General features: G+C 44.8%; 22 protein-coding genes. 11 read left to right on the top strand and 11 right to left on the bottom strand.

Going from position 1 to position 19,802, the window contains the following annotated elements:
* Positions 1-2 precede the first annotated feature (2 nt).
* Together egtB and egtC are read right to left on the bottom strand one after the other, a co-directional pair.
* Positions 3-1,463, bottom strand: a complete 1,461-nt coding sequence (egtB, locus tag LAY41_RS24305; RefSeq protein WP_338023049.1) for an ergothioneine biosynthesis protein EgtB — start codon at positions 1,461-1,463, stop codon at positions 3-5.
* Positions 1,444-2,226, bottom strand: a complete 783-nt coding sequence (gene egtC / locus LAY41_RS24300) for an ergothioneine biosynthesis protein EgtC (protein ID WP_249103713.1) — start codon at positions 2,224-2,226, stop codon at positions 1,444-1,446. The genes egtB and egtC overlap by 20 nt, the downstream gene beginning before the upstream one ends.
* 86 nt (positions 2,227-2,312) lie before the next feature.
* Between egtC and LAY41_RS24295 the strand changes: the two genes are divergently transcribed.
* The 4 genes from LAY41_RS24295 (at position 2,313) to LAY41_RS24280 (ending at position 4,336) form a co-directional block, all read left to right on the top strand.
* Positions 2,313-2,669: a hypothetical protein gene (locus tag LAY41_RS24295; protein ID WP_249103711.1), complete on the top strand. Its 357-nt coding sequence runs from the start codon at positions 2,313-2,315 to the stop codon at positions 2,667-2,669.
* A 54-nt stretch (positions 2,670-2,723) separates the two neighbouring features.
* Positions 2,724-3,101 carry a DUF6717 family protein gene (locus tag LAY41_RS24290; RefSeq protein WP_249103707.1) on the top strand — a complete coding sequence of 126 codons (378 nt, stop codon included), beginning with the start codon at positions 2,724-2,726 and terminating at the stop codon, positions 3,099-3,101.
* Positions 3,098-3,850 carry a nucleotidyltransferase domain-containing protein gene (locus LAY41_RS24285; protein WP_249103704.1) on the top strand — a complete coding sequence of 251 codons (753 nt, stop codon included), beginning with the start codon at positions 3,098-3,100 and terminating at the stop codon, positions 3,848-3,850. The genes LAY41_RS24290 and LAY41_RS24285 overlap by 4 nt, the downstream gene beginning before the upstream one ends.
* A 342-nt stretch (positions 3,851-4,192) precedes the next feature.
* The gene (locus LAY41_RS24280) at positions 4,193-4,336 is read left to right on the top strand and encodes a DUF7873 family protein (protein ID WP_249103701.1); all 144 of its coding nucleotides are present in this window, start codon (positions 4,193-4,195) and stop codon (positions 4,334-4,336) included.
* Positions 4,337-4,505: 169 nt separating this feature from the next.
* Here the strand turns inward: LAY41_RS24280 and LAY41_RS24275 are convergent, their stop codons facing one another.
* Genes LAY41_RS24275 through bchM form a run of 3 tightly spaced genes read right to left on the bottom strand, consistent with a single transcriptional unit; the run spans position 4,506 to position 6,034 of the window.
* Positions 4,506-4,886 (bottom strand): DUF423 domain-containing protein, encoded by a 381-nt coding sequence (locus LAY41_RS24275; protein ID WP_249103696.1) that lies wholly within the window; start codon positions 4,884-4,886, stop codon positions 4,506-4,508.
* Between the two features lie 17 nt (positions 4,887-4,903).
* A complete protein-coding gene (locus LAY41_RS24270) occupies positions 4,904-5,308 on the bottom strand; it encodes a hypothetical protein (protein ID WP_249103693.1) in 405 nt (134 codons plus the stop codon).
* A gap of 39 nt (positions 5,309-5,347) precedes the next feature.
* Positions 5,348-6,034: a magnesium protoporphyrin IX methyltransferase gene (gene bchM, locus LAY41_RS24265; RefSeq protein ID WP_249103691.1), complete on the bottom strand. Its 687-nt coding sequence runs from the start codon at positions 6,032-6,034 to the stop codon at positions 5,348-5,350.
* A gap of 94 nt (positions 6,035-6,128) precedes the next feature.
* On the opposite strand from bchM, the gene LAY41_RS24260 reads away from it, so the two are divergent.
* On the top strand, positions 6,129-6,974 hold the full coding sequence (locus LAY41_RS24260) for a GNAT family N-acetyltransferase (RefSeq protein ID WP_249103688.1): 846 nt from the start codon (positions 6,129-6,131) through the stop codon (positions 6,972-6,974).
* A gap of 101 nt (positions 6,975-7,075) precedes the next feature.
* Here the strand turns inward: LAY41_RS24260 and nagA are convergent, their stop codons facing one another.
* On the bottom strand, positions 7,076-8,248 hold the full coding sequence (nagA, locus tag LAY41_RS24255) for an N-acetylglucosamine-6-phosphate deacetylase (RefSeq protein WP_249103683.1): 1,173 nt from the start codon (positions 8,246-8,248) through the stop codon (positions 7,076-7,078).
* A 324-nt stretch (positions 8,249-8,572) separates the two neighbouring features.
* Between nagA and purE the strand changes: the two genes are divergently transcribed.
* Positions 8,573-9,094, top strand: a complete 522-nt coding sequence (purE, locus tag LAY41_RS24250) for a 5-(carboxyamino)imidazole ribonucleotide mutase (protein ID WP_249103680.1) — start codon at positions 8,573-8,575, stop codon at positions 9,092-9,094.
* Between the two features lie 140 nt (positions 9,095-9,234).
* On the opposite strand, the gene LAY41_RS24245 is transcribed toward purE, so the two are convergent.
* From LAY41_RS24245 to LAY41_RS24230, 5 genes are all read right to left on the bottom strand, one after another.
* Positions 9,235-11,619, bottom strand: a complete 2,385-nt coding sequence (locus LAY41_RS24245; RefSeq protein WP_249103677.1) for a WD40 repeat domain-containing protein — start codon at positions 11,617-11,619, stop codon at positions 9,235-9,237.
* A 75-nt stretch (positions 11,620-11,694) separates the two neighbouring features.
* Positions 11,695-12,234: an AAA-like domain-containing protein gene (locus LAY41_RS24240; RefSeq protein WP_338023050.1), complete on the bottom strand. Its 540-nt coding sequence runs from the start codon at positions 12,232-12,234 to the stop codon at positions 11,695-11,697.
* 80 nt (positions 12,235-12,314) lie between these two features.
* Positions 12,315-12,461, bottom strand: a complete 147-nt coding sequence (locus LAY41_RS32890; protein ID WP_420840346.1) for a diguanylate cyclase domain-containing protein — start codon at positions 12,459-12,461, stop codon at positions 12,315-12,317.
* A gap of 5 nt (positions 12,462-12,466) precedes the next feature.
* Positions 12,467-12,658, bottom strand: coding sequence for an AAA-like domain-containing protein (locus LAY41_RS24235; RefSeq protein WP_249103672.1), 192 nt, complete (start codon positions 12,656-12,658; stop codon positions 12,467-12,469).
* A gap of 12 nt (positions 12,659-12,670) precedes the next feature.
* The gene (locus LAY41_RS24230) at positions 12,671-13,168 is read right to left on the bottom strand and encodes an AAA-like domain-containing protein (RefSeq protein WP_249103669.1); all 498 of its coding nucleotides are present in this window, start codon (positions 13,166-13,168) and stop codon (positions 12,671-12,673) included.
* Positions 13,169-13,654: 486 nt separating this feature from the next.
* Between LAY41_RS24230 and LAY41_RS24225 the strand changes: the two genes are divergently transcribed.
* The 5 genes from LAY41_RS24225 (at position 13,655) to LAY41_RS24205 (ending at position 19,742) form a co-directional block, all read left to right on the top strand.
* Positions 13,655-15,361, top strand: coding sequence for an ammonium transporter (locus tag LAY41_RS24225; RefSeq protein WP_249103668.1), 1,707 nt, complete (start codon positions 13,655-13,657; stop codon positions 15,359-15,361).
* Between the two features lie 219 nt (positions 15,362-15,580).
* Positions 15,581-16,483: a GDSL-type esterase/lipase family protein gene (locus LAY41_RS24220; RefSeq protein WP_249103665.1), complete on the top strand. Its 903-nt coding sequence runs from the start codon at positions 15,581-15,583 to the stop codon at positions 16,481-16,483.
* 66 nt (positions 16,484-16,549) lie between these two features.
* Positions 16,550-17,755 (top strand): 4-hydroxy-3-methylbut-2-enyl diphosphate reductase, encoded by a 1,206-nt coding sequence (locus LAY41_RS24215; protein ID WP_249103661.1) that lies wholly within the window; start codon positions 16,550-16,552, stop codon positions 17,753-17,755.
* A 287-nt stretch (positions 17,756-18,042) separates the two neighbouring features.
* Complete coding sequence (locus tag LAY41_RS24210; RefSeq protein ID WP_249103657.1) at positions 18,043-19,254, top strand: S8 family peptidase; 1,212 nt, start codon at positions 18,043-18,045, stop codon at positions 19,252-19,254.
* A 296-nt stretch (positions 19,255-19,550) separates the two neighbouring features.
* On the top strand, positions 19,551-19,742 hold the full coding sequence (locus tag LAY41_RS24205) for a hypothetical protein (protein WP_249103654.1): 192 nt from the start codon (positions 19,551-19,553) through the stop codon (positions 19,740-19,742).
* Positions 19,743-19,802: the final 60 nt, after the last annotated feature.

The following is a 19,802-nucleotide window of genomic DNA, read 5'->3' as shown; positions in this document are numbered from 1 at the left end:
GGCTAAAAACTGGCACAGCGAAATCCTGCCAAAATTTGACGCACACCAGGATGATACCAATTACGAAAACTACAGCGCAAAGCCCAAGGACGAGTTGCCCAACTGCCACCTTTTAGCACCCGATGCTGCCCATCAAAATAAACTTGGGAATAACCGCGATAGGGATAGTATTCAAACCCTTCGTAACCGTCAAACCAAGAAGCCGTCCACTCCCAAACATTGCCCAAGGCATCCTGCAAACCGTAAGCACTTTTAGCAGCTGGATAAGCATATACCGCCGTGGTTCGATTTTGGATTTTGCGCGAAGTGGGCGTCTTGGCGGTTCCCGTCACGATGCCCACCTTCGCAAGAGAGGATTTTGGATTTTGGATTGGTGAATCTGTTTGATGATTTTGGATTTTGGATTTTGGATTTTGGATTGGTGAATCTGTTTGTTGCTTTTGTATGTAATTATGATTACATAGATCCGTATTTGGTTCTTTTTCTCCCCAAGGATATGTGCAAAACACCCCAGCTGCTGCATCCCAACTAGCTGCTTTTTCCCACTCTGCCTCTGTTGGCAATCTTTTACCCACAAATCGCGCATAGGCGTCTGCTTCGTACCAGCTAACGCCGCAAACTGGATGATTATCCCACGCTGAATCTTCTAACCAATAAAGCGGCTGAGTAATTGGGTTTGCTTGCAGCCACTCCCACCCAGCAGGTGACCACCATTCGCGGTTCTGGTAGCCTCCTGCTTGCATGAATTTGCGGTAATCTCCGCAAGTTACCGGGTAGCGATCGATCCAATAGGTATCCAAATAAACTCGATGTGCTGGGCGTTCGTTGTCCAAAGCATCGATCGAGTCATTGCCCATCACAAACTCACCCGCCGGGATTTCAATTATTTCTTGTCCTAGATCGTTTGTGTTTTGTTCTCCCCCCTTTTTAAGGGGGGGCAGGGGGGGATCTTCCTTGACTAATGACGAATGACTAATGACTAATGACCGACTTTGCAATTGCAACAGAAACGATATTATTTCGCTGTGTTGACTTTCATGCTGAATCATAAATCGCCAGAGACGTTCTTGCTCATCTAAAGGCGCTACTTTCAGGTAATCAAAAACCTGTTTTCTCACAGCGTCTAAGTAGCAAATAACTTCTGCCAGCGTCGGTAAATGAACCCGTTTTCCCTTGGGTAAGCCATCAGCTGCAAATAAGCTGTGATATTGTTTAAACTGAGACGGTTTGCCAGCACAACGCTCCAGCAGCCAGAGCGACTCGGTGTAGGCAATGTGACCCAAATGCCAACCAACAGGGCTAAATTCTGGATGAGGTTGATGGCAAAAGGTATTGTAATCAACACCTTCAAATACCGCTAAAGTACCAGCACGGCAAAGCTGCATCCACTCTTTAATCTGCTGTCGCCGTTCGTCTGTTGTGCTGGGCTGAGTTGTTTGAAAACTAAGAGATTTGGATATCAAGGTCTTCTCCCACACTAATAATGCTATTTTCAGGAAAGCCGATCCAATTGCCAGCGAATAAAGGTTCGGAAGCAATAATTACCGCATCTGGAAAAATTGGATCGTCTCGCAGCCAGTAAAGTGAGGGTGCAGGCTTCCGGGTGGAAAAGCGAGAAGCAACCAGGCGGCGTCCATCTGTAACAATGATGTTGGCAGCGACTTTTACTTCATGAAATTGTGCTAATTCAGCCAAGGTTATTAACGAGTTGTGCAATGCCTTTTCTAAAGCAATATCTGGGTTAACCGTTAACTCATTAATTAACAGAGCGAAAATGTGTTCTGAATCTGTAGAACCGTCAATAGCTTGGTAAGCTTCATCGCTTAGTCGGTTACGTATCGGTCTATATAATGTCTGCCGAAAATGTTGGATGAAGCCGTTGTGAGTGAATAACAAATGCCCGTAACGAAAAGGCTGACAGTTGCTCAAATCTACCGCTTGACCGGAAGTAGCGCTGCGGACATAGCCGAGTATACAGCCTGACTCGATATAGCGGCTGAGATTGGGCAGGTTAATATCGCTCCAGATGGGCAGCGTATTTTTGTAAATGAAGGGGTCGGTGTCTCGCTGTGGGTGATACCAACCAATCCCAAAGCCATCGGCGTTGAGCAACCCAGAGGTCATCTCCCGTGGTTGGTAACTCTGCTCAATCAGCGAATGCTCTGGTTTGGACAGAATATAATCAAGTAGGATGGGTGGGCCGAGATAGCCAAGTAATCGGCACATACTGAGGGGTCTGCTCCTAATTTAGAAAGATATTATTTTAGCGCATATAATAGAATTGACACTCTGTTATTTTTATGGTATCGAAAATGAAAATAACTCTGAATAAGATATGTCGCAGCGTCGCTACAGCTACAGTGCTGGCGTTTCCGATAGTTTTGTTAGCTAGTGTACAAGCGCGTGCGATCGACATTCCTCAGCGAGTTACAAATGGTTTATTTCGGTCGAGTTCTGAAGACTTCTTCAGGGAAGGAAGGCGGCAGTTTGAGAGAGAAGTTCAAATTCTGCAAGACAGACGCCTTTCTTCTGAAGAACCTATCCTTAAGACGGATGACGTGCGGATACAAGAGCAATTATCGCCTCTAGAAATGCGTAACATTTCGCCTGGTGGTGTTGATAAAAATGGATCGAATAAATCTCGAAATTTTGGCACAGGCAGGCGCTAATAGTAATGTGGGCAATGCCCACATTACGACAACCTTAATGAGAAGATAAAATTGATGTCTAACGCAATGATGGTGATTTTTCCATATCGATACGAACATACCTGGGTATTTGACGATGAAGGAGTCGGACTTGTACGGGAACCATTTGTCAGCGGCATACCCGCAATGATCGATATTCTCGTTCAAGATATTCCGAATGCCGATAAAGGTTTCAAGCTTTTGTTTTCCGTCAACCCTTTTCCAGGATATCAAGCAGAACTGGTTTGGTTGAGAGAAGAGTACGGGGGTAACTGGTATCGCTGGCACCAAAAAAATATGGAAGGGTGGTTATGTCCAGCATTGTTCAAGTATTTCAGCGAACCGCCAATAAAAATATACTCCAAAGCTGAAAAGCTACATTCTTCATTATCTGCCATACCCAATAAATTATGACGATTGAGCAGCAGCTACTCCCAGTAATTTCAGAACAGCCATACCCGCTTTTGTTCGCTACAATTAGCGGGGCGCATTTGTATGGTTTTCCCTCACCAGATTCTGATTTTGACTTGCGCGGTTCCCACATTTTGCCGGTGTCAGAAGTAGTTGGATTAGAGCCAGGACGTGAAACTATCGAAGTTTCGGAATTTCGCAACAAACTGGAAATTGACCTCGTAACTCACGATATCAAAAAGTTCTTTTCGCTGCTGCTCAAAAAGAATGGTTATGTTTTAGAGCAGTTGTATTCGCCTTTGATTGTTCGCACTACGTCAGAACATGAAGAATTGAAAGTTATTGCCAAAGGTTGCATCACCCGCAACCATGTTCACCACTATTTCGGATTTGCCCAAACGCAATGGAGATTGTTTGAGAAAGACAGAAGAGTTAAACCCCTGCTTTATATCTACCGAGTCTTGTTGACTGGTATTTATTTGATGCAAACAGGCGTTGTAGAAGCTAACTTAGTGCTATTGAATGAAATCTTCAAATTACCTTATATTCCCGATTTGATTGCCCGAAAGTTGGCAGGTGCTGAGAAGTCTGTTTTGGAAGATGCTGATATAGCATTTCATCATGAAGAATTTGAGCGTTTGCGCGGTGAGTTGGAAGCAGCTTTTCAAAGCAGTACATTACCGGAAGCACCTTCTGCTAAGGCGGCATTGAACGAGTTGCTGGTACGGTTGAGAATGGGGTCTGTTGGTTAGTGCGATCGCTCCTGATGTAGTATAAAGAACGATCGGGCCGCGCAATATATAGCAACCGCCAAGGCGGTTAAGCCATAAATCTGGAGTAGGGGCGAAGCATTCGGGTAGTAAATATAAGGTTTTAACCAATAAATTATATGCCCGAATGCTTCGCCCCTACTGTCCTAACCGACGAGAGCGGTTGCTATATATACATAGCTGGCGATCGCACGCCAGACCTGAAATAGGGCAGTCCAACTCTCTTGTACCTTAGAGATTTGGCGAAAAACTAGACATATCCGCTAAAGATACAATATACTACAAGTATTACAAACTCATTCAGAAGATAAGGAGGCGGCATTAATGGCACGCCTGAATCAGATTATTGCGATCGAAAAAGGCATCAAAAGCAAGTCATTCCAAGAACTGGCGGAAGTCCAAAAAGCGCTTCAAAAGCCAGCGCGGCTTGCCGGAATTGCCCGAAACTACCCCCCCAAATTCGTGTGATTATTATTATCTGCGTTAATCTGCGACTTCGGCGAGCGCTCACGTCGAAGCCTGAGCGCTCAGCCGAACCTCTCACGCCGAAGTCTGCGGTAAAAATTTAACCAACGATGAAAACAGACAAATTGACGATATCACTCATGTACTAACGATGCAACCGGACAAGATATGATTAATACTTAAAGCTCAAAGCAGCAACTGCCAAACAACCCCATCCCACCATAAAAGCTACTCCTCCCAAGGGAGTAATTGCACCCAGCCACTTAATCCCACTGAAACTCAGCGCGTACAAACTACCGGAGAAAAGCGCAACGCCAGCGATGAACGCAAACCCAGCTGCTACTAAAGAAGTTTGGGGTATTTCGGCGCGAGTTAACAGCAACGCCACCAGCAAAAGTGCCAAAGCGTGATACATTTGGTAACGAGCGCCAGTTTCAAAAATTTCAAGCGATCGATCGCTCAACTTTTCCTTCAGAGCATGGGCAGCAAAAGCACCGCCAGCCACAGATAAACCACCCAAAATAGATGCTACAACCAAAAAAACTTTTACCATAAATCTGCTGCTAAATCCTACAAATCAAAGCGATAACTAATATCGCCCGTTTCAGTCACATCAAAATTAGCTAGAAACTCCTTCGCTTTTTCATCTAGATATTTTTTCGCTTCTTTTCCTGGTAGCTGTGCCTCCATTGCAAACCGCAAAACTGTAATTTCCCCATTTTCTTGTTGAATCAACCGATAAAAAATGGACTGGAGGCGGTCTTGAACTTCCTTGTCCCGTTGTCGAGCCAAACCCCTCCATATCCATAAACCCCATCCAGTTAAAGGCACACCAATCAGCAGACAAGCCGTAGCCTCCTCAATTTTTTCTTGTCGGCTAATGTCAGGGTTAAAGGGCGCATAAATCCCAGCCAATACGCAAACACTTCCAAATCCCGTTACCAAAACCGCAGACACTTTTTTGAGGAGCTTCATAGTTCCAGCTGATAGGTTAGTATTGCCGCGATTATAACCTTATTTCCGCGTAGCTTCCAGTATGCGGGAGAAGTAAAAACGGGTACGGGTCATAGCTGACCGCTGAACTGAAAAGCCGCAAGTCTCAAGAATTTCGACAACATCAGCTTCGCGATGCAGATAAGCGCGAGTCGCTTTGCTCGGACCTGGGAAGAAACTACCAATTTTCTTGAGCAAACAAAGAGCAAAGGTGTGAGGTGCAAAGCTGAGAATTAGACGAGACTCTGCCAAAGAAGTGAGGTGAGCAATCATTTCAGCTGCCTTATCTTGGGGATAGTGGATCAGGACATCCAGGCAAATGACAGTGTGGTATCTACCGCTCAAACCCTCTAAGTCTTGCACCGCAAAAGTAACATTATCGGTGTTAGCCAAAACAGCTTCGGCTCTTTCCTTTGCTTCGCCCACCATCTTTTCAGAGATATCGCTAGCATAAACTTTAGCTCCCGCCTGCGCCAAGGGAATGCTGAGACTGCCAACACCACAACCGGCATCGCAGATTGATAGCTTTGATAGATTGCCATCAAATGTCAGCCAACTGAGTACGGTATCAACTGTTTGCTTATGTCCCTCGCGGATATCTCGCTGGACTTTATTCACCTCGCCATCGCCATAAATACGCCGCCAGCGATCGAAGCCAGTAGAATTAAAGTAGTCCTGAACAATGGTTTTATCGTCGGTTGCGTTCATTAATTTTCCTGCTGTTAAGTTGTTTCCAACGCTTAAACTTACCATTAGACGTTACTTTTGAGGTAACTTTCATTCAGTATCGAATGCTTGAGCTATGAGCGGCGACAGATTGACAATTCGACCAATGACCCTTGCTGAGTTAGAACTCGCCCTCGATTGGGGCGCAGCAGAGGGGTGGAATACCGGCATTCACGATGCAGGTGCCTTCTATGCTGCCGATCCTGGCGGTTTTTTGATTGGTGAAATCGACGGCGAACCCATCAGCACTATTTCGGCGGTACGCTACGGCGAGACTTTTGGCTTTATCGGTTTTTATATTGTCAAACCCGATCGGCGCGGTCAAGGTTTTGGCTTGCAAACTTGGAATGAGGCTTTGAGGTTGCTAGGCGATCGCAATTTTGCCCTCGATGGTGTCTTAGCACAAGTAGAAAACTACCGCAAATTTGGTTTTCAGCCAGCATATAGCCATATTCGCTATCAAGGTACTGGGATAGCTGCTACACCTCCTGACAACATTGTGACGCTAAAAGATATCCCATTTGCAGATATTTTTCATTACGATAACCAACATTTTCCCGCACCTCGTCCAGCTTTCCTACAAGAATGGGTTAATTCCCCAGCGCGTGCAGGCTATGCCTATATTAAGGATGGCAATTTGTGCGGCTATGGAATAATTAGAGAATCCCGCACCGGGTTGAGAATTGGGCCTCTGTTTGCTGACGATGCCCAAATTGCTGAAAGTTTATTTCAATGCCTCAGTAGCCTGGGTGACGGTAAGCCTATATTTTTAGATACTCCCGATGCTAATCACCAGGCTATTTCCCTGGCTGAAAGTTACGGGATGAAGCCAGTATTTGAATGCGTTCGGATGTACACTCGCGGCATACCAAATATCAATATCTCGCACATATTTGGGACAACAACTCTAGAGTTAGGGTAGAAAGTTGGTAAGTAGATTGGCGTAAATAAACTAAACACTCAGAAACCCGGTTTCTCCTAGAAACCGGGTTTCTAAGTAAAGGTTGTAGGTTGCCGATCGATTTAGTTAACACTTGGAAATAATCTTTTCCACGTCAGTATCGGTTCGTAACTCGGTTCTGGTTGAGTCATTTGCCAGCGCAATAACTGGTGAGCAGGTTTACCGATGATTCCTTTTATACCAATTGCTTTTCGGGGTGTAACAGTGGCAAGTGCGATCGCTTCTTCTCTGTCGCAAATTCCCCACTTCACCAAATTCTGCACCCCTACCAATAACGATAAAGTCGTCCCCGAAAGCGTTCCATCTGGCAATCTCGCCGTGCCGTTTTTCACTTCAATCTCGCGAGTATCCCACGGGTAAACACCATCCGGCAATCCCAAAGGTGCCAAAGCATCGCTAACTAAGAAAATACCTCTTTCGTAACTGCTAGCTTGTAGTAATATTTGCAACATTGTCGGAGATACGTGCTGACCATCAGCAATCAAACCGCATTTAACATCTCGATCGACTATAGCAGCACCCAATAATCCAGGTTCGCGATGATGTAAACTGGGCATGGCATTGAAGGCATGAGTCACCATTGATGCACCCAATTTAAATGCCTTTTGCGCTTGAGCGGCAGTAGCTTGCGAGTGTCCTAAACTGATGATAATGCCCAAAGAACGCAAATAAGAAATTACCTCTCCAGTTAAATCTAATTCTGGTGCTAAAGTAATAACTTTCACGATATCTGCGTAAGCACCCAAAACCCTCTTCACATTATCAATAGTCAGCGGCAATAAATACTCAGATGGGTGAGCCCCGCGCTTTTCAGGATTCAAAAAAGGCCCTTCTAAATGTACTCCCAATATTTGAGCCGTTGGTCGATCGTTTAGCTGAGTTACTATAAAATCAGCTAACACTGCAAGACTTCGTTGAATGTTCTCTACCGAAGTTGTGACAAGAGTAGGCAAAAAACCATCAACGCCCCGATCCCACAGAAATTTACAGATTTCCGGGAGTTTATCGCAATTATCTGGATTTAAGTCAGGAAATGCTAAGCCCAGCGCCCCATTAATCTGCAAATCGACACCCCCCAGGGAAACCCAATCCCCATTTACATCTACAACTTCTTTATCTGCTGAAGGTTTGCCAGCAACGTACATTGGCATAATTTTCTGAATGATACCGCCCGAATCAATTGATAATTGCTGCAAAGCTTTGTATTCGGGTACTCTAGCGTTGATAATATCCATCTAGGTAGCGATTGGTGGTTTTATTGCCTATCTGATGATTTATGATATTTAATTTATCACGATCTGGGTGCGGCTGTTAGAAACCCGGTTTCTGAGTGTTCAGTTTATTTAGCAACGCAAGTTGCTGGTTATATAATTAAGGTTGTATTAGGTACGTTGTTGCGCTTTAGCGCTCTTATACCAACTTGGATAAGAGCGCTAAAGCGCAACAACGTACCCAGAGTGCAAGTAACTAGCAACTTGAGTTACTATTAAATTTGATTCAAGCATATAATAAAAAAGTGGTATATTTGTGTGTATTTATAAAAATATGACAACTGACAAATGACTCAACCATTAGTAGGCATTATCATGGGCAGCGATTCCGACTTGCCCACCATGCAGGGAGCGATCGCAATTTGCGAAGAATTCGGCATCGCCTGCGAAGTTGCGATCGTCTCTGCCCACCGTACCCCCGATCGCATGGTAGAATACGCCAAAAGCGCCCACCAACGGGGCATAAAAGTTATTATCGCCGGTGCTGGTGGAGCAGCCCATCTGCCCGGTATGGTTGCTTCCCTGACACCCCTGCCCGTGATTGGCGTACCTGTAGCCAGTCGCCACTTGCAGGGGTTAGATTCTCTATATTCGATCGTGCAAATGCCAGCTGGAATCCCCGTCGCCACCGTCGCCATTGGTAATGCCAAGAACGCCGGACTTTTAGCCGTACAAATCTTAGCCACCCATCAGCCAAAATTGCTGGAACAAGTTCAGCAATATCGTCAAAGTCTAGCCGAATCCGTACTCCAAAAACAAGCACAACTAGATGAACTAGGCTACAAGCAGTACTTGGAAAAAATGTCTTAAACGCGATCCAAAAATTTACGGTTCTTTCCGAATTATATTATATCCTGTCGATCGCCCATGATAAAACTTTGTCAGGTATGTTGTTGCGCTTCAGCGCTCTTTAAAGAGCGCTGAAGCGCAACAACATACTAAATATTTAACTATCGTTTGCGAATATTATCGCACAAATGGCGATCGCTCTCCTCCACCTCAACATTCGTCCGCAGATAATCCCGCACCCAATTGCAAGCATACTCTAGTTCATTCAGCGTCCGAATTTGTTTTAAATCCCAAAGCATCACAGTGGCATCATCTCCCCCCGAAACCAGGAAGTTACCATCAGCAGTAAAAGCAAGACTGATGACTGTTCCTTGATGTCCGGGTAATTTATTCAGCAACTTTCCCTCTAAGCTCCATAATTTCACCTGATTATCAACACCACCTGTGGCAATAATTTGACCGTCAGGACTAAAAGCAACTCGCGATAAACCCTGACTCTCTGCCTTAATTGTTTTCAGTAATGTTCCATCTAATTTCCAAAGTTTAATAGTGTCATCCCAACTAGCAGAAAGAATCATATTTCCTTGAGGACTAAAAGCGACTCCCCAAACCCCATCCTCGTGACCTCTCAACGTTCTCACAGCCGTACCATCAAGTTTCCAAAGTTTCACTGTACTATCTTGGCTGGCAGAGGCTAGGAGTTGACCGTTAGGACTAAAAGCTAATTTCCAGATTCTCTGATGGGAAACAGTCATGGTGTGCAATAGTTTGCCATCAAAATTCCAGATTTTGATAGTGTTATTATCTCCAGCAGAAGCGATATTTTTCCCATCGGGACCGATCGCAATAGCAGTAATCGTAGCCCCATGTCCTTTCAAAGTTCGCAACAGTCTGAGCGCCGATTTATTCCGGTCACCTAAATCCCAAACTTGAACAGTACCGTTATCACTTCCAGTCACTATAATTTTACTGTCTGGACTGAAGCCAACGCTGCGAAAACCATATTTATTTTCTTTATAATCTTGCCAAAGTGTGCCATCTGCCAACCATAATTTAAGGGTATTATCAGCACTAACGGTCGCAATCGACTTCCCGTCTGGGCTAGTAGCAACTTCCCAAATCGTATCTTTATGACCGTAGAGCGGTTTTGACAAATATTTATTGCGTTGCCAGAGTTTAACGGTGGTATCATCACTGGCAGAAGCAGCCATCAAACCATTAGAATTCAATGCTACATCTCGAATAACTGCACGATGCTGCTTTAAGTTTCTAATAAATGTTCCATCTATTTTCCAAATCTTTACCTGATTATCTTTACCACTGGTAGCAATATATTTACCCTGACAATCAACGCCATAAATAGCATCATTACTTTGAAGCGTTCTGACTAAAGTTCCGTCTATTTGCCACACTTTTGCAGTGCTATCTTTACTAACTGAAACCAGTAAATTTCCTTGCGAACAAAACGCCACATCCCAAATCGAATTTTGATGTCCTTCTATGGTTTTCAGCAACTTGCCATCAACACTCCAAAGTTTAACAGTATTATCCCCTCCTGCGGAAGCAAGTATCTGGCTGTCTGGACTAAAAGCTACATTGGAAACCCATTTTTTATGTCCTATCAATGTTTTCCAGAGCGTACCGTCAAGCCGCCATAATTTCACAGTCCGATCGCCACTGGCTGACGCAATCAGCTTACCATCAGGGCTAAAAGCAACTCCCCAGACAGAGGTTTTATGTGCCTGAATTGTTTTTACTAAAGTGCCGTCAATACGCCAAAGCTTGACAATACCATCTAAACTTCCCGCAACAATCAAGCGACTGTCAGGACTGAAAGCAACGCGAAACACTGTTGCAGTATGTTTTAATGTTTTCAGCAACGTACCATCTCGTTTCCAGAGTTTAACGGTCCGATCGCTACTGCCAGTCGCAATCAACCGATCGTCAGGACTAATATCAACAGTAGATATGCCACTTTTATGACCGATCAAACGGTTAAATTCGTTGTTGCTATAAACTGTTTGTCTCAAGGCTATTTCTACATCTTCAGTCGTTTTGCTATCTACACTACCCAAACTTTCTAATTTGCGTTTGGCTTTAATTGCTGCGATCATCGCGTCTAATTGACGATTTGAAGCAAATAATCCTTCGGAAGATGATGCTAACGCCTTGATTTCGCTAATCCTGGCTTCTCTGAATTGTCTAAAAGCGAATAATCCCAAACCTGAAGATACCAGAAAGGCGATACTAATTGCTCCTAACAATAATCGTTGTAATTTGGCTGTTTGTTGTTCCTGTAATAATCGTTGTTTTTGCTCTGCCAATTGTGCTTCAATGGCTTTGGCTCGTTCGGCTTCTAAAGTGAGTTGTACTTCTTTTCTATCTGATTCAACCGAAGCCGCTAAAAACTGATAATCTAAATCGCTTAAACTTTTTCCTTGCGACCAGATTTGAGCATCTTTTAAAGCTTGCCCTCTTAACAATCGAGATTCATCAGTTTGTTGAGAAGCTATCCAGGCATCAAAGGTTTGAGAATAGGGGCGCAATTTACCTAATTCTGATACTACCCAGATGAGATTAAATACACTGGCGTAAATTTTATTTTTGACTTGTAAATAGCCTTAATTTTTGACAACTAAGCCTGATAAGATTAATTCGGTATGTTCCTGAGTGTCATTAACAATAACTTCTGCGCCTTGTAAAATTTGCTGATAAATTACCAGCAGTCTGCCTTTGCGTTGTTCATTATAATTAAGACGATCGCGGATGGTTCTTAAATGTTCTGGTTCATCTTGGGATTCCCATTTATGGATAATTTTTGCTTGCACCAAAGACTCCACCCAAAACCCTTCCATTCCCGTCGGAATTGTCAAACTTTTGTTTGGGTTTTCTTGACTCGTTGTTTGCACTAAATCACATATTTTTTGGGTTAAAAATGGTTGTCCACCTGTCCATTTTAAGATTTCTTTTAATATTTCTGTCGCGTTATCTGTATAAATGGCTAATCCTTTGACTAAGGGTTGAGCTTCGTCAAATTGGAAGCCGTGCAGTTCGATCGCTTTACCAATATTAAATGGGGTGCGATTTTTATCTTGGATTAAATCGGAGGGAGTCGCCACGCCAAAGATGGCAAAGGTGAGACGATTATATTCGGCATCTATGGATCTTTGATTAAGGTATCATTCGATTTTAGATTTAGGATTTAGGATTATATTCAACTCTACAAGGTTTTGTCCTTTCCTCAAAATGTAAAATTCAAAATTGAACTTAGAGTTACGCGATCGCGCCCTGTTTTTTTAGATTTGTAAAGAGCTTTGTCCGCTTCTAATAAGAGCGTCTCCGCATCATTATTAGAACTAGGAATTGTGCAAGCCACTCCTAAACTTATGGTAACTACAGAATTGGGTAAACCGCTAAATCTTGAACTTGCTGGGATGTAAACTGCGGTAATTTAATTGTTAATCCCACATTAAATGGCGATTGATTAATGCTTAAAGAAACATAAACTTCCGTCGAGTGAACTAAAACTAAACGAACTGACTGCCAAACGTTTTCTCGTCTAGCTTCTTCGTGCCAAAATCGCAAGATGGGAAAAAATTATTGGGTAATATGAGGGTATTCAAATAGCAGATTTACTTCATTGAATACTAACACCAAGGGAGTGCGAATTTGCTCTAACAAATATCCCTCAAAATAGATGGTGCAGCTCACCTTGCTACCCATGTCCTCGTCCCAGTAATCATTCAGGTTGGGAGCCAGTTTTAACTGCCGCGCTACGTTAAGACACAGCCAACGCAAGAATTTGTCCGAACTTTCAAAAATTGTGGTGTCAGCCTGCTGAAAATCTATTGTGACTGTACGGTAGCCGAAAGTAGCAGCCTGGTTGAGCAGGCGCAGCATTAAGGCACTTTTCCCCATTTTTCTGGGCGCTCGAATGCGGATTAAACTGCCAGGATTGCACAGTTCTCTATATGCGAGAGCTTCACAGGGAGGACGATCGATATAAAATCTAGAATTAAGGGATATGGGGCTGCCGGGAAGGTCTATGTCTTCAACAGCCGGGATGTCGTTTTGTGGATGGAGACTGCCTATCATAAGCCACGCCTGCGAAATATACCCTTAATGTATTCTAATCTACTACCTCCAGAGAGATTGTATTCAGCAATTCCCCGCTAACCACGACACTGATAGGCACGGATGCACGGATAGAAGAATCTCTATTCCCTATTCCCTATTCCCTATTCCCTATTCCCTATTCCCTATTCCCTATTCCCTATTCCCTAGCGGCATGATTTGCCAACTACGCAGAAAATTACCACTTTGTCAACATAATCGCCGTGAGTAACAATGGTTAACTATAATTAAGAAAATCGACATTTTGTCAACCTCCTTGCTGCCAAACCCATAGAGTGTAAGCTTTATCGAGATTTTTCGGGTGATTTCTAACTTAGTCAATAGTTTCTTGTATTTAGCATAATATCACCAATAACTCTGTATTTTTTGATACAGAAAACGAGTCCTTAAAATTCGTTCAATTGAATTCATTTATATCAACTCTTCGGTGTTGAGGGGAACAAACAAGTGTTGAAAAAGTTTCTAATTGCTTGCATAATTTCAGCCTGTCTGGTAACGGGGCTAATGGTGGGAAATACATTTGCCCAAGACGTATCGCCTTCGCCAAGCCCTTCTCCTACGCTATCAACTCCAGAAACTGCATCGCCAACGCCAACAGGTTCGCCAACAGGAGTATCACCTTCTCCAACAGGTTCGCCGGAAGCATCGCCTTCTCCAACAGGTTCGCCAGGAGCATCGCCTTCCCCAATAGGAGCATCGCCTTCCCCAATAGGGTCGCCAACAGGAGCATCGCCTTCCCCAATAGGGTCGCCAGAAGCATCGCCTTCCCCAATAGGTTTGCCAGCAGAAGTATCTCCTATACCTGTGCCTCCACCGGCTGTGTCTGGTCAAGAAGCTTCTGGAGCTACCGCCGGGCCGACGATCGATACTGGGGATACAGCCTGGATGTTGATATCGTCAGCACTGGTAATGTTGATGACGCCAGCACTGGGCTTTTTCTACGGAGGACTGGTGCGATCGCGCAACGTCCTCAACACGATGATGATGAGCCTCATCCTGATGGCGGTTGTTGGCGTTACCTGGGCGCTGTGGGGCTACAGTCTCGCCTTTGCACCAAATTCTATCAACCCTGGAGCAGATCCGCCTTTTACTGCCAATCCCTTCATTGGTAGCTTAAACTGGGCCTTTCTCAACGGCGTTGAGTTCGACAAACCAAGTTCGATCGGCTATGCGCCAACCATTCCGCATCAACTTTTCATGCTTTACAACATGATGTTCGCGATCATCACACCTGCCTTAATATCGGGTGCGATCGTTGAGCGGATTAGTTTCAAAGCATATTTCTGGTTTGTACTGATTTGGTCTACCGCGATCTACTCCCCCTTAGCTCACTGGGTTTGGGGCAAAGGCGGCTGGCTTTTAGACCTGGGAGCATTAGACTTTGCCGGTGGTACAGTCGTACACATCAGCTCAGGGGTTTCTGCTCTAGTCGCAGCCTATGTCCTTGGCCCCCGGAAAACCTACCCAACACAACCCGCCGCACCCCATAACGTCCCCTATGTCTTACTGGGAATAGGCTTGCTCTGGTTTGGTTGGCTTGGCTTTAACGGTGGTAGTGCCGGAGGAGCTTCCGGCGTGGCAGCCGTTGCTTGTGTAGCCACAGTAGTAGCAACCGCAGCCGCCGGTTTTACCTGGATAATTGTGGAATGGGTACTCAGAGGCAAGCCAACTGCGATCGGCATTGCCACCGGCTTCCTAGCAGGACTCGTAGGCATTACCCCAGCGGCGGGATACGTATCTCCTATTGGAGCTATTCTGATCGGTTCGATCACCTCTCTTGCCTGTTTCGTTGCTGTTAGCTTGCGGGCTAAATGGCAATTTGACGATTCTTTGGATACTTATCCTGTCCACGGGGTCGGTGGTACCGTAGGCGCTCTTCTGACAGGTGTTTTTGCCAATAAAGCTGTTAACTCCGGAGGAGCCGATGGTTTGCTTGCAGGCCACCCAGAGTTGTTGTGGAAGCAATTCGTGGGTGTTGCGGCGACCTACATTTTTGCAGCTGTTGGCACGTTGCTCATCCTCAAAGCGTTGGGCGCGGTGATGGCTTTGCGCGTAAAGCCTATAGCCGAAGAGCAAGGGCTGGATATCAACGAACATGGGGAAGAAGCTTACGGCGAAGAGTTTGCCTCTGGTCTCAGTTTTACTAGGGAGTAGTTATACTCAGCACGGTCTGTGACCGAGCTTTTTTTATCCCTGTAGGGGCGAAGCATTCCGTCAAAGATCTTTGGGTTCAACCAACAAATTATTCACGGAATGCTTCGCCCATTTATGCCCGTGCGAAGTATAGTTGTCCTTCACAAATCCTGCCAGTAACTTTCCCTTTGTGATAGTGGTACTTTACGATTAGATTCAAAATGAGTTAAATCCGATCGAGTGCCCCATCGCTGGAAAACTTGGCCTACCTGGGCGTTTTTATCCCTGGCTGCTAATGGGTTACTAACACTGCTACTTGTCTGGCTGCTGCGCGATTATTGGTTGCCCATCGATTCCCAGCTAAATGCTTCCACGACACGAGAGAGCCTGATGCGTGAAATACCCGTATCGGCTTCTCCTTTGGGGCCACGCCACCAGCTGAGTTATCAAAAGTGGGTAGCCATCCTAGAGCAGGAAGCAAAGGTAGTAGCCGAAAACCCGCCCCAGCATTTAAATGTCTTGGCTGGGGATTCTTTGAGTTTATGGTTTCCGCCAGATTTATTACCCTCAGACACTAGCTGGCTGAATCAGGGGATTTCTGGGGAAGTTACGGCTGGATTACTGCGACGATTAAATTTGTTTGACCGCAGCCAGCCTGAGACCATTTTTGTGATGATTGGCATCAATGACTTGATTCGCCAGGTCACAGACGAGGATCTTTTATGGAAGTATCGGCTGATTGTACGCCGCTTGCGGCGGGTTCATCCCCAATCTCTGATTGTAGTGCAGTCGATTTTGCCCCACGGCGGCGAACAGTCAACCTGGGAAGGACGCGATCGCTTGCTTGCTATCCCCAACGATCGCATTCGATCGCTTAACCTACAGCTGGAGACGATCGCTCAAGAAGAACGAGTAAAATATTTTCATTTATACCCCCTGTTTACCGACGACCAAGGCAATCTTCGCCCCGAACTGACTACAGACGGACTCCACCTCAACCGCCAAGGCTATTTAGTTTGGCGTTCCGCATTGCTAATGTATCGCCAGATGGAACTTAACCCAGTTGTGGGGGAGCAGAGGAGCAGAGGGGCAGAGGGGCAGAGGGGCAAAGGAGCAAAATCTTCCCTCTTCCCTAGTCCCTAGCCCCTAACCCCTAGCCCCTGGTAGTCTGAAAATAGCTGGATATGGACTATCACATCAAAAACACGAATGGACACAAAAGCTTTCAAACGATCGCTCCAACAATCGGAGAATTACCATCGCAAAGGATTTGGTCACCAAGAGGAAGTCGCTGGTGTCCTCAAATCCGAATATCAAAGCAATCTGATTCAGGAAATCCGCGAAAACAACTACACCCTACAACGGGGTAACGTTACCATCCGCCTAGCAGAGGCGTTTGGCTTTTGCTGGGGCGTGGAACGAGCTGTAGCGATGGCTTACGAAACTCGCCAGCACTTCCCAGGCGATCGCATTTGGGTGACAAACGAGATTATTCACAACCCTTCTGTAAATGAGCGGTTGCGGGAGATGCAGGTAGAGTTCGTTCCCGTTAACCAAGGTAATAAGGACTTTTCCAGCGTTAGTGCTGGTGATGTGGTGATCTTACCTGCCTTCGGTGCCAGCGTTCAAGAAATGCAGGTGCTTAACGACAAAGGTTGCAAAATAGTCGATACGACCTGTCCTTGGGTTTCTAAAGTTTGGAATACAGTCGAGAAACACAAGAAAAAAAGCTACACCTCGATTATCCACGGGAAGTACAAACACGAAGAAACGATCGCCACCAGTTCTTTTGCCGATAAATATCTCATCGTGCTGAATATGACAGAGGCTGAGTACGTTAGCAATTACATCCTTAACGGTGGCGATCGCGACGAATTCATAACCAAATTCAGCCGTGCTTACTCAGACGGATTCGACCCGGACAAGGATTTAGAGCATATTGGCATTGCCAACCAAACCACAATGCTCAAAAGCGAAACCGAGCAAATCGGCAAACTCTTTGAGCTAACCATGATGAAAAAGTATGGCCCTAGTGAATTAAATCAGCATTTCCAAAGCTTTAACACCATCTGCGACGCCACCCAAGAACGTCAAGATGCAATGTTGAATTTAGTGGAAGAAAAACTGGATTTAATGATGGTGATTGGTGGATTTAATTCTTCTAATACTACGCAATTACAACAAATTGCGATCGAGCGACAAATTCCTTCCTATCATATCGATTGTGCCGAACGAATTGGCCCAGGCAATCGCATTGAACATAAGTTATTGCACGGCAATTTAGAGGTAGAAGAGAATTGGTTGTCTGATGGAAAAATTGTAGTCGGTATTACTTCTGGTGCTTCGACGCCGGATAAAGTTGTAGAGGATACAATTGAAAAGATTTTTGAATTGAAGGTTGCTGCGATGGTTTGATATTGTACTCCTTCTCTAACTTAAAGAAACCCGGTTTCTCCAAGAAACCGGGTTTCTGGGTTTAGGCAGAAAACCACTGTATTATAGCTAGGGGCTAGGGGCTAGGGGCTAGGGAAGAGGGAAGAGGTAAGAGGTAAGAGGTAAGAGGTAAGAGGTAAGAGGTAAGAGGTAAGAGGTAAGAGGTAAGAGGTAAGAGGTAAGAGTTGGAGTTGTCCTAACCGACGAGAGCGGTTGCTATACTTTTTGACGCTAGGATAACATAAGTAAAATTAAATAATAGAAAACCGATGACTATTTACATCATCCGCCCAAAGGCAATGTCAGTAGCACGCTACCTAGATCTTATTTCAAAAAAATTCACAGTTGAAAAGCGTCAGGAACAAGTTCAGTCAGTTGCCTGGTTACAAATGGAAGATCCCGTTCAGCAAGAAATTAGCGATTGGATTAAAGACGCTCAAAATCGAGGCGTTATCGAAATATTAAACAGTAGAAATGCGCCAAAAATCACAGGAACGACGATCGCGGAAATGAGCGATCGCGAAGCCGAACAAATGCGCCAAGACCTGCCAAATGTCCAAATTTTACGCGACCAGCTAATAGATTTGATTCAACCCCGACGCGCTGTTACTCCGACAAAGCAGAAAATCGACACATCTGACTTATGGCATTTGCAGGCTATAGGATTAGAAGCAGCACGTCGGAAAGGTTTTGAAAGGTCTGGTAAAAACGTCACCATTGCTGTTTTCGATACAGGCATAGACTCAACTCACCCAGAACTGCATGGTAAAATAGTTGAATCCTATAGTTTTGATATCAAACATTGGGAAGCTCTACCAACATCTCCCCAAGATACTGATGGTCATGGGACGCACATAGCAGGATTAATTTGCGGCAAAAATGTTGGCGTTGCACCACAAGCTAAACTGATCAGCAGTCTAATTTTACCACGGGGAGTTGGTAATCTTTCCAATTTTATTCAGGCACTAGAATGGGCAGCTACAAGACCAGATGTGCAAATTATCAATATTTCCGCTAGTATTCGCGGATGTTTGAATCAAATGAGCGATTTAGTTGAAGACCTATTAACTGTCGGTTTACTGCCTGTTTGTGCGGTGGGAAATGATGGACGCAACATCACCTGTAGTCCTGGAAACTATAAGAGTGTTGTATCTGTGGGAGCGACAAATGGTAACGATCGCATTGCCAGTTTCAGCAGCAGTGGCACCCTCGTTATTGATAACCATCAGTATCAAGTTCCCTACCTTGTCGCTCCAGGTGAGGCAGTTTATTCTTCAGTCATCGGCGGGGGGTATGAAGCTTGGAATGGCACATCAATAGCAACATCTATTGTTTCGGGTATAGCGGCGCTTATCCTAGAACAGTATCCAGATATCACAGTACCAGAACTCAGGGAAGAACTCTTTTCTAGCTGTAAGGATTTAGGTGAATTGAAAGAGCGTCAAGGTCAAGGACTTGTGCAAGTGACAGCGGCATTATGAAACTTAAGGAAAACCATATTGTCAAAATAAATCTCCTGCTTGAAGATTATCTATCATTCTTTTTCTCCTCTGCTCCTCTGCTCCTCTGCTCCTCTGCTCCTCTGCTCCTCTGCGGATATATGGCGGCGAGTTTGATTAGTAGGTTATATTGAGAGCAACGAATCTCTTCTTATAGCAACCGCCTTGGCGGTTAGGACATTATGAATTGCTGAAGCCCTTGATTATAAACCCTTCCGACCCTAGTCCCTAGCCCCTAGCCCCTAGCCCCTAGCTATAATTGCTTCACCAATAACTTTATGACAGGATTTGAACCCCTTCTGGTAGATGCCGCAACCAAAAGCCTAACTGGTATCGTTATCAAGACGCTTTGGGAAGGTGCAGGTGGATTTTTTGGTGGAATAGGCAAAGGGCTGGATGAGAAAAGAAAACAGCTAATTTTTAACGCATCAAAGCGATATGTCGAGAATTATAGGCTCTTCCGTACTTAGTGTGCTAAATTAACTTAAATTTATCCTCAAAACTTTGCTAGGTAAGGCTTTGAGATTATT

Source organism: Argonema galeatum A003/A1 (genome assembly GCF_023333595.1).
GTDB classification, from domain to species: Bacteria; Cyanobacteriota; Cyanobacteriia; order Cyanobacteriales; family Aerosakkonemataceae; genus Argonema; species Argonema galeatum.
The sequence above is the reverse complement of the archived record's forward strand: the minus strand, read 5'-3'. Positions and strand labels throughout refer to the sequence as shown.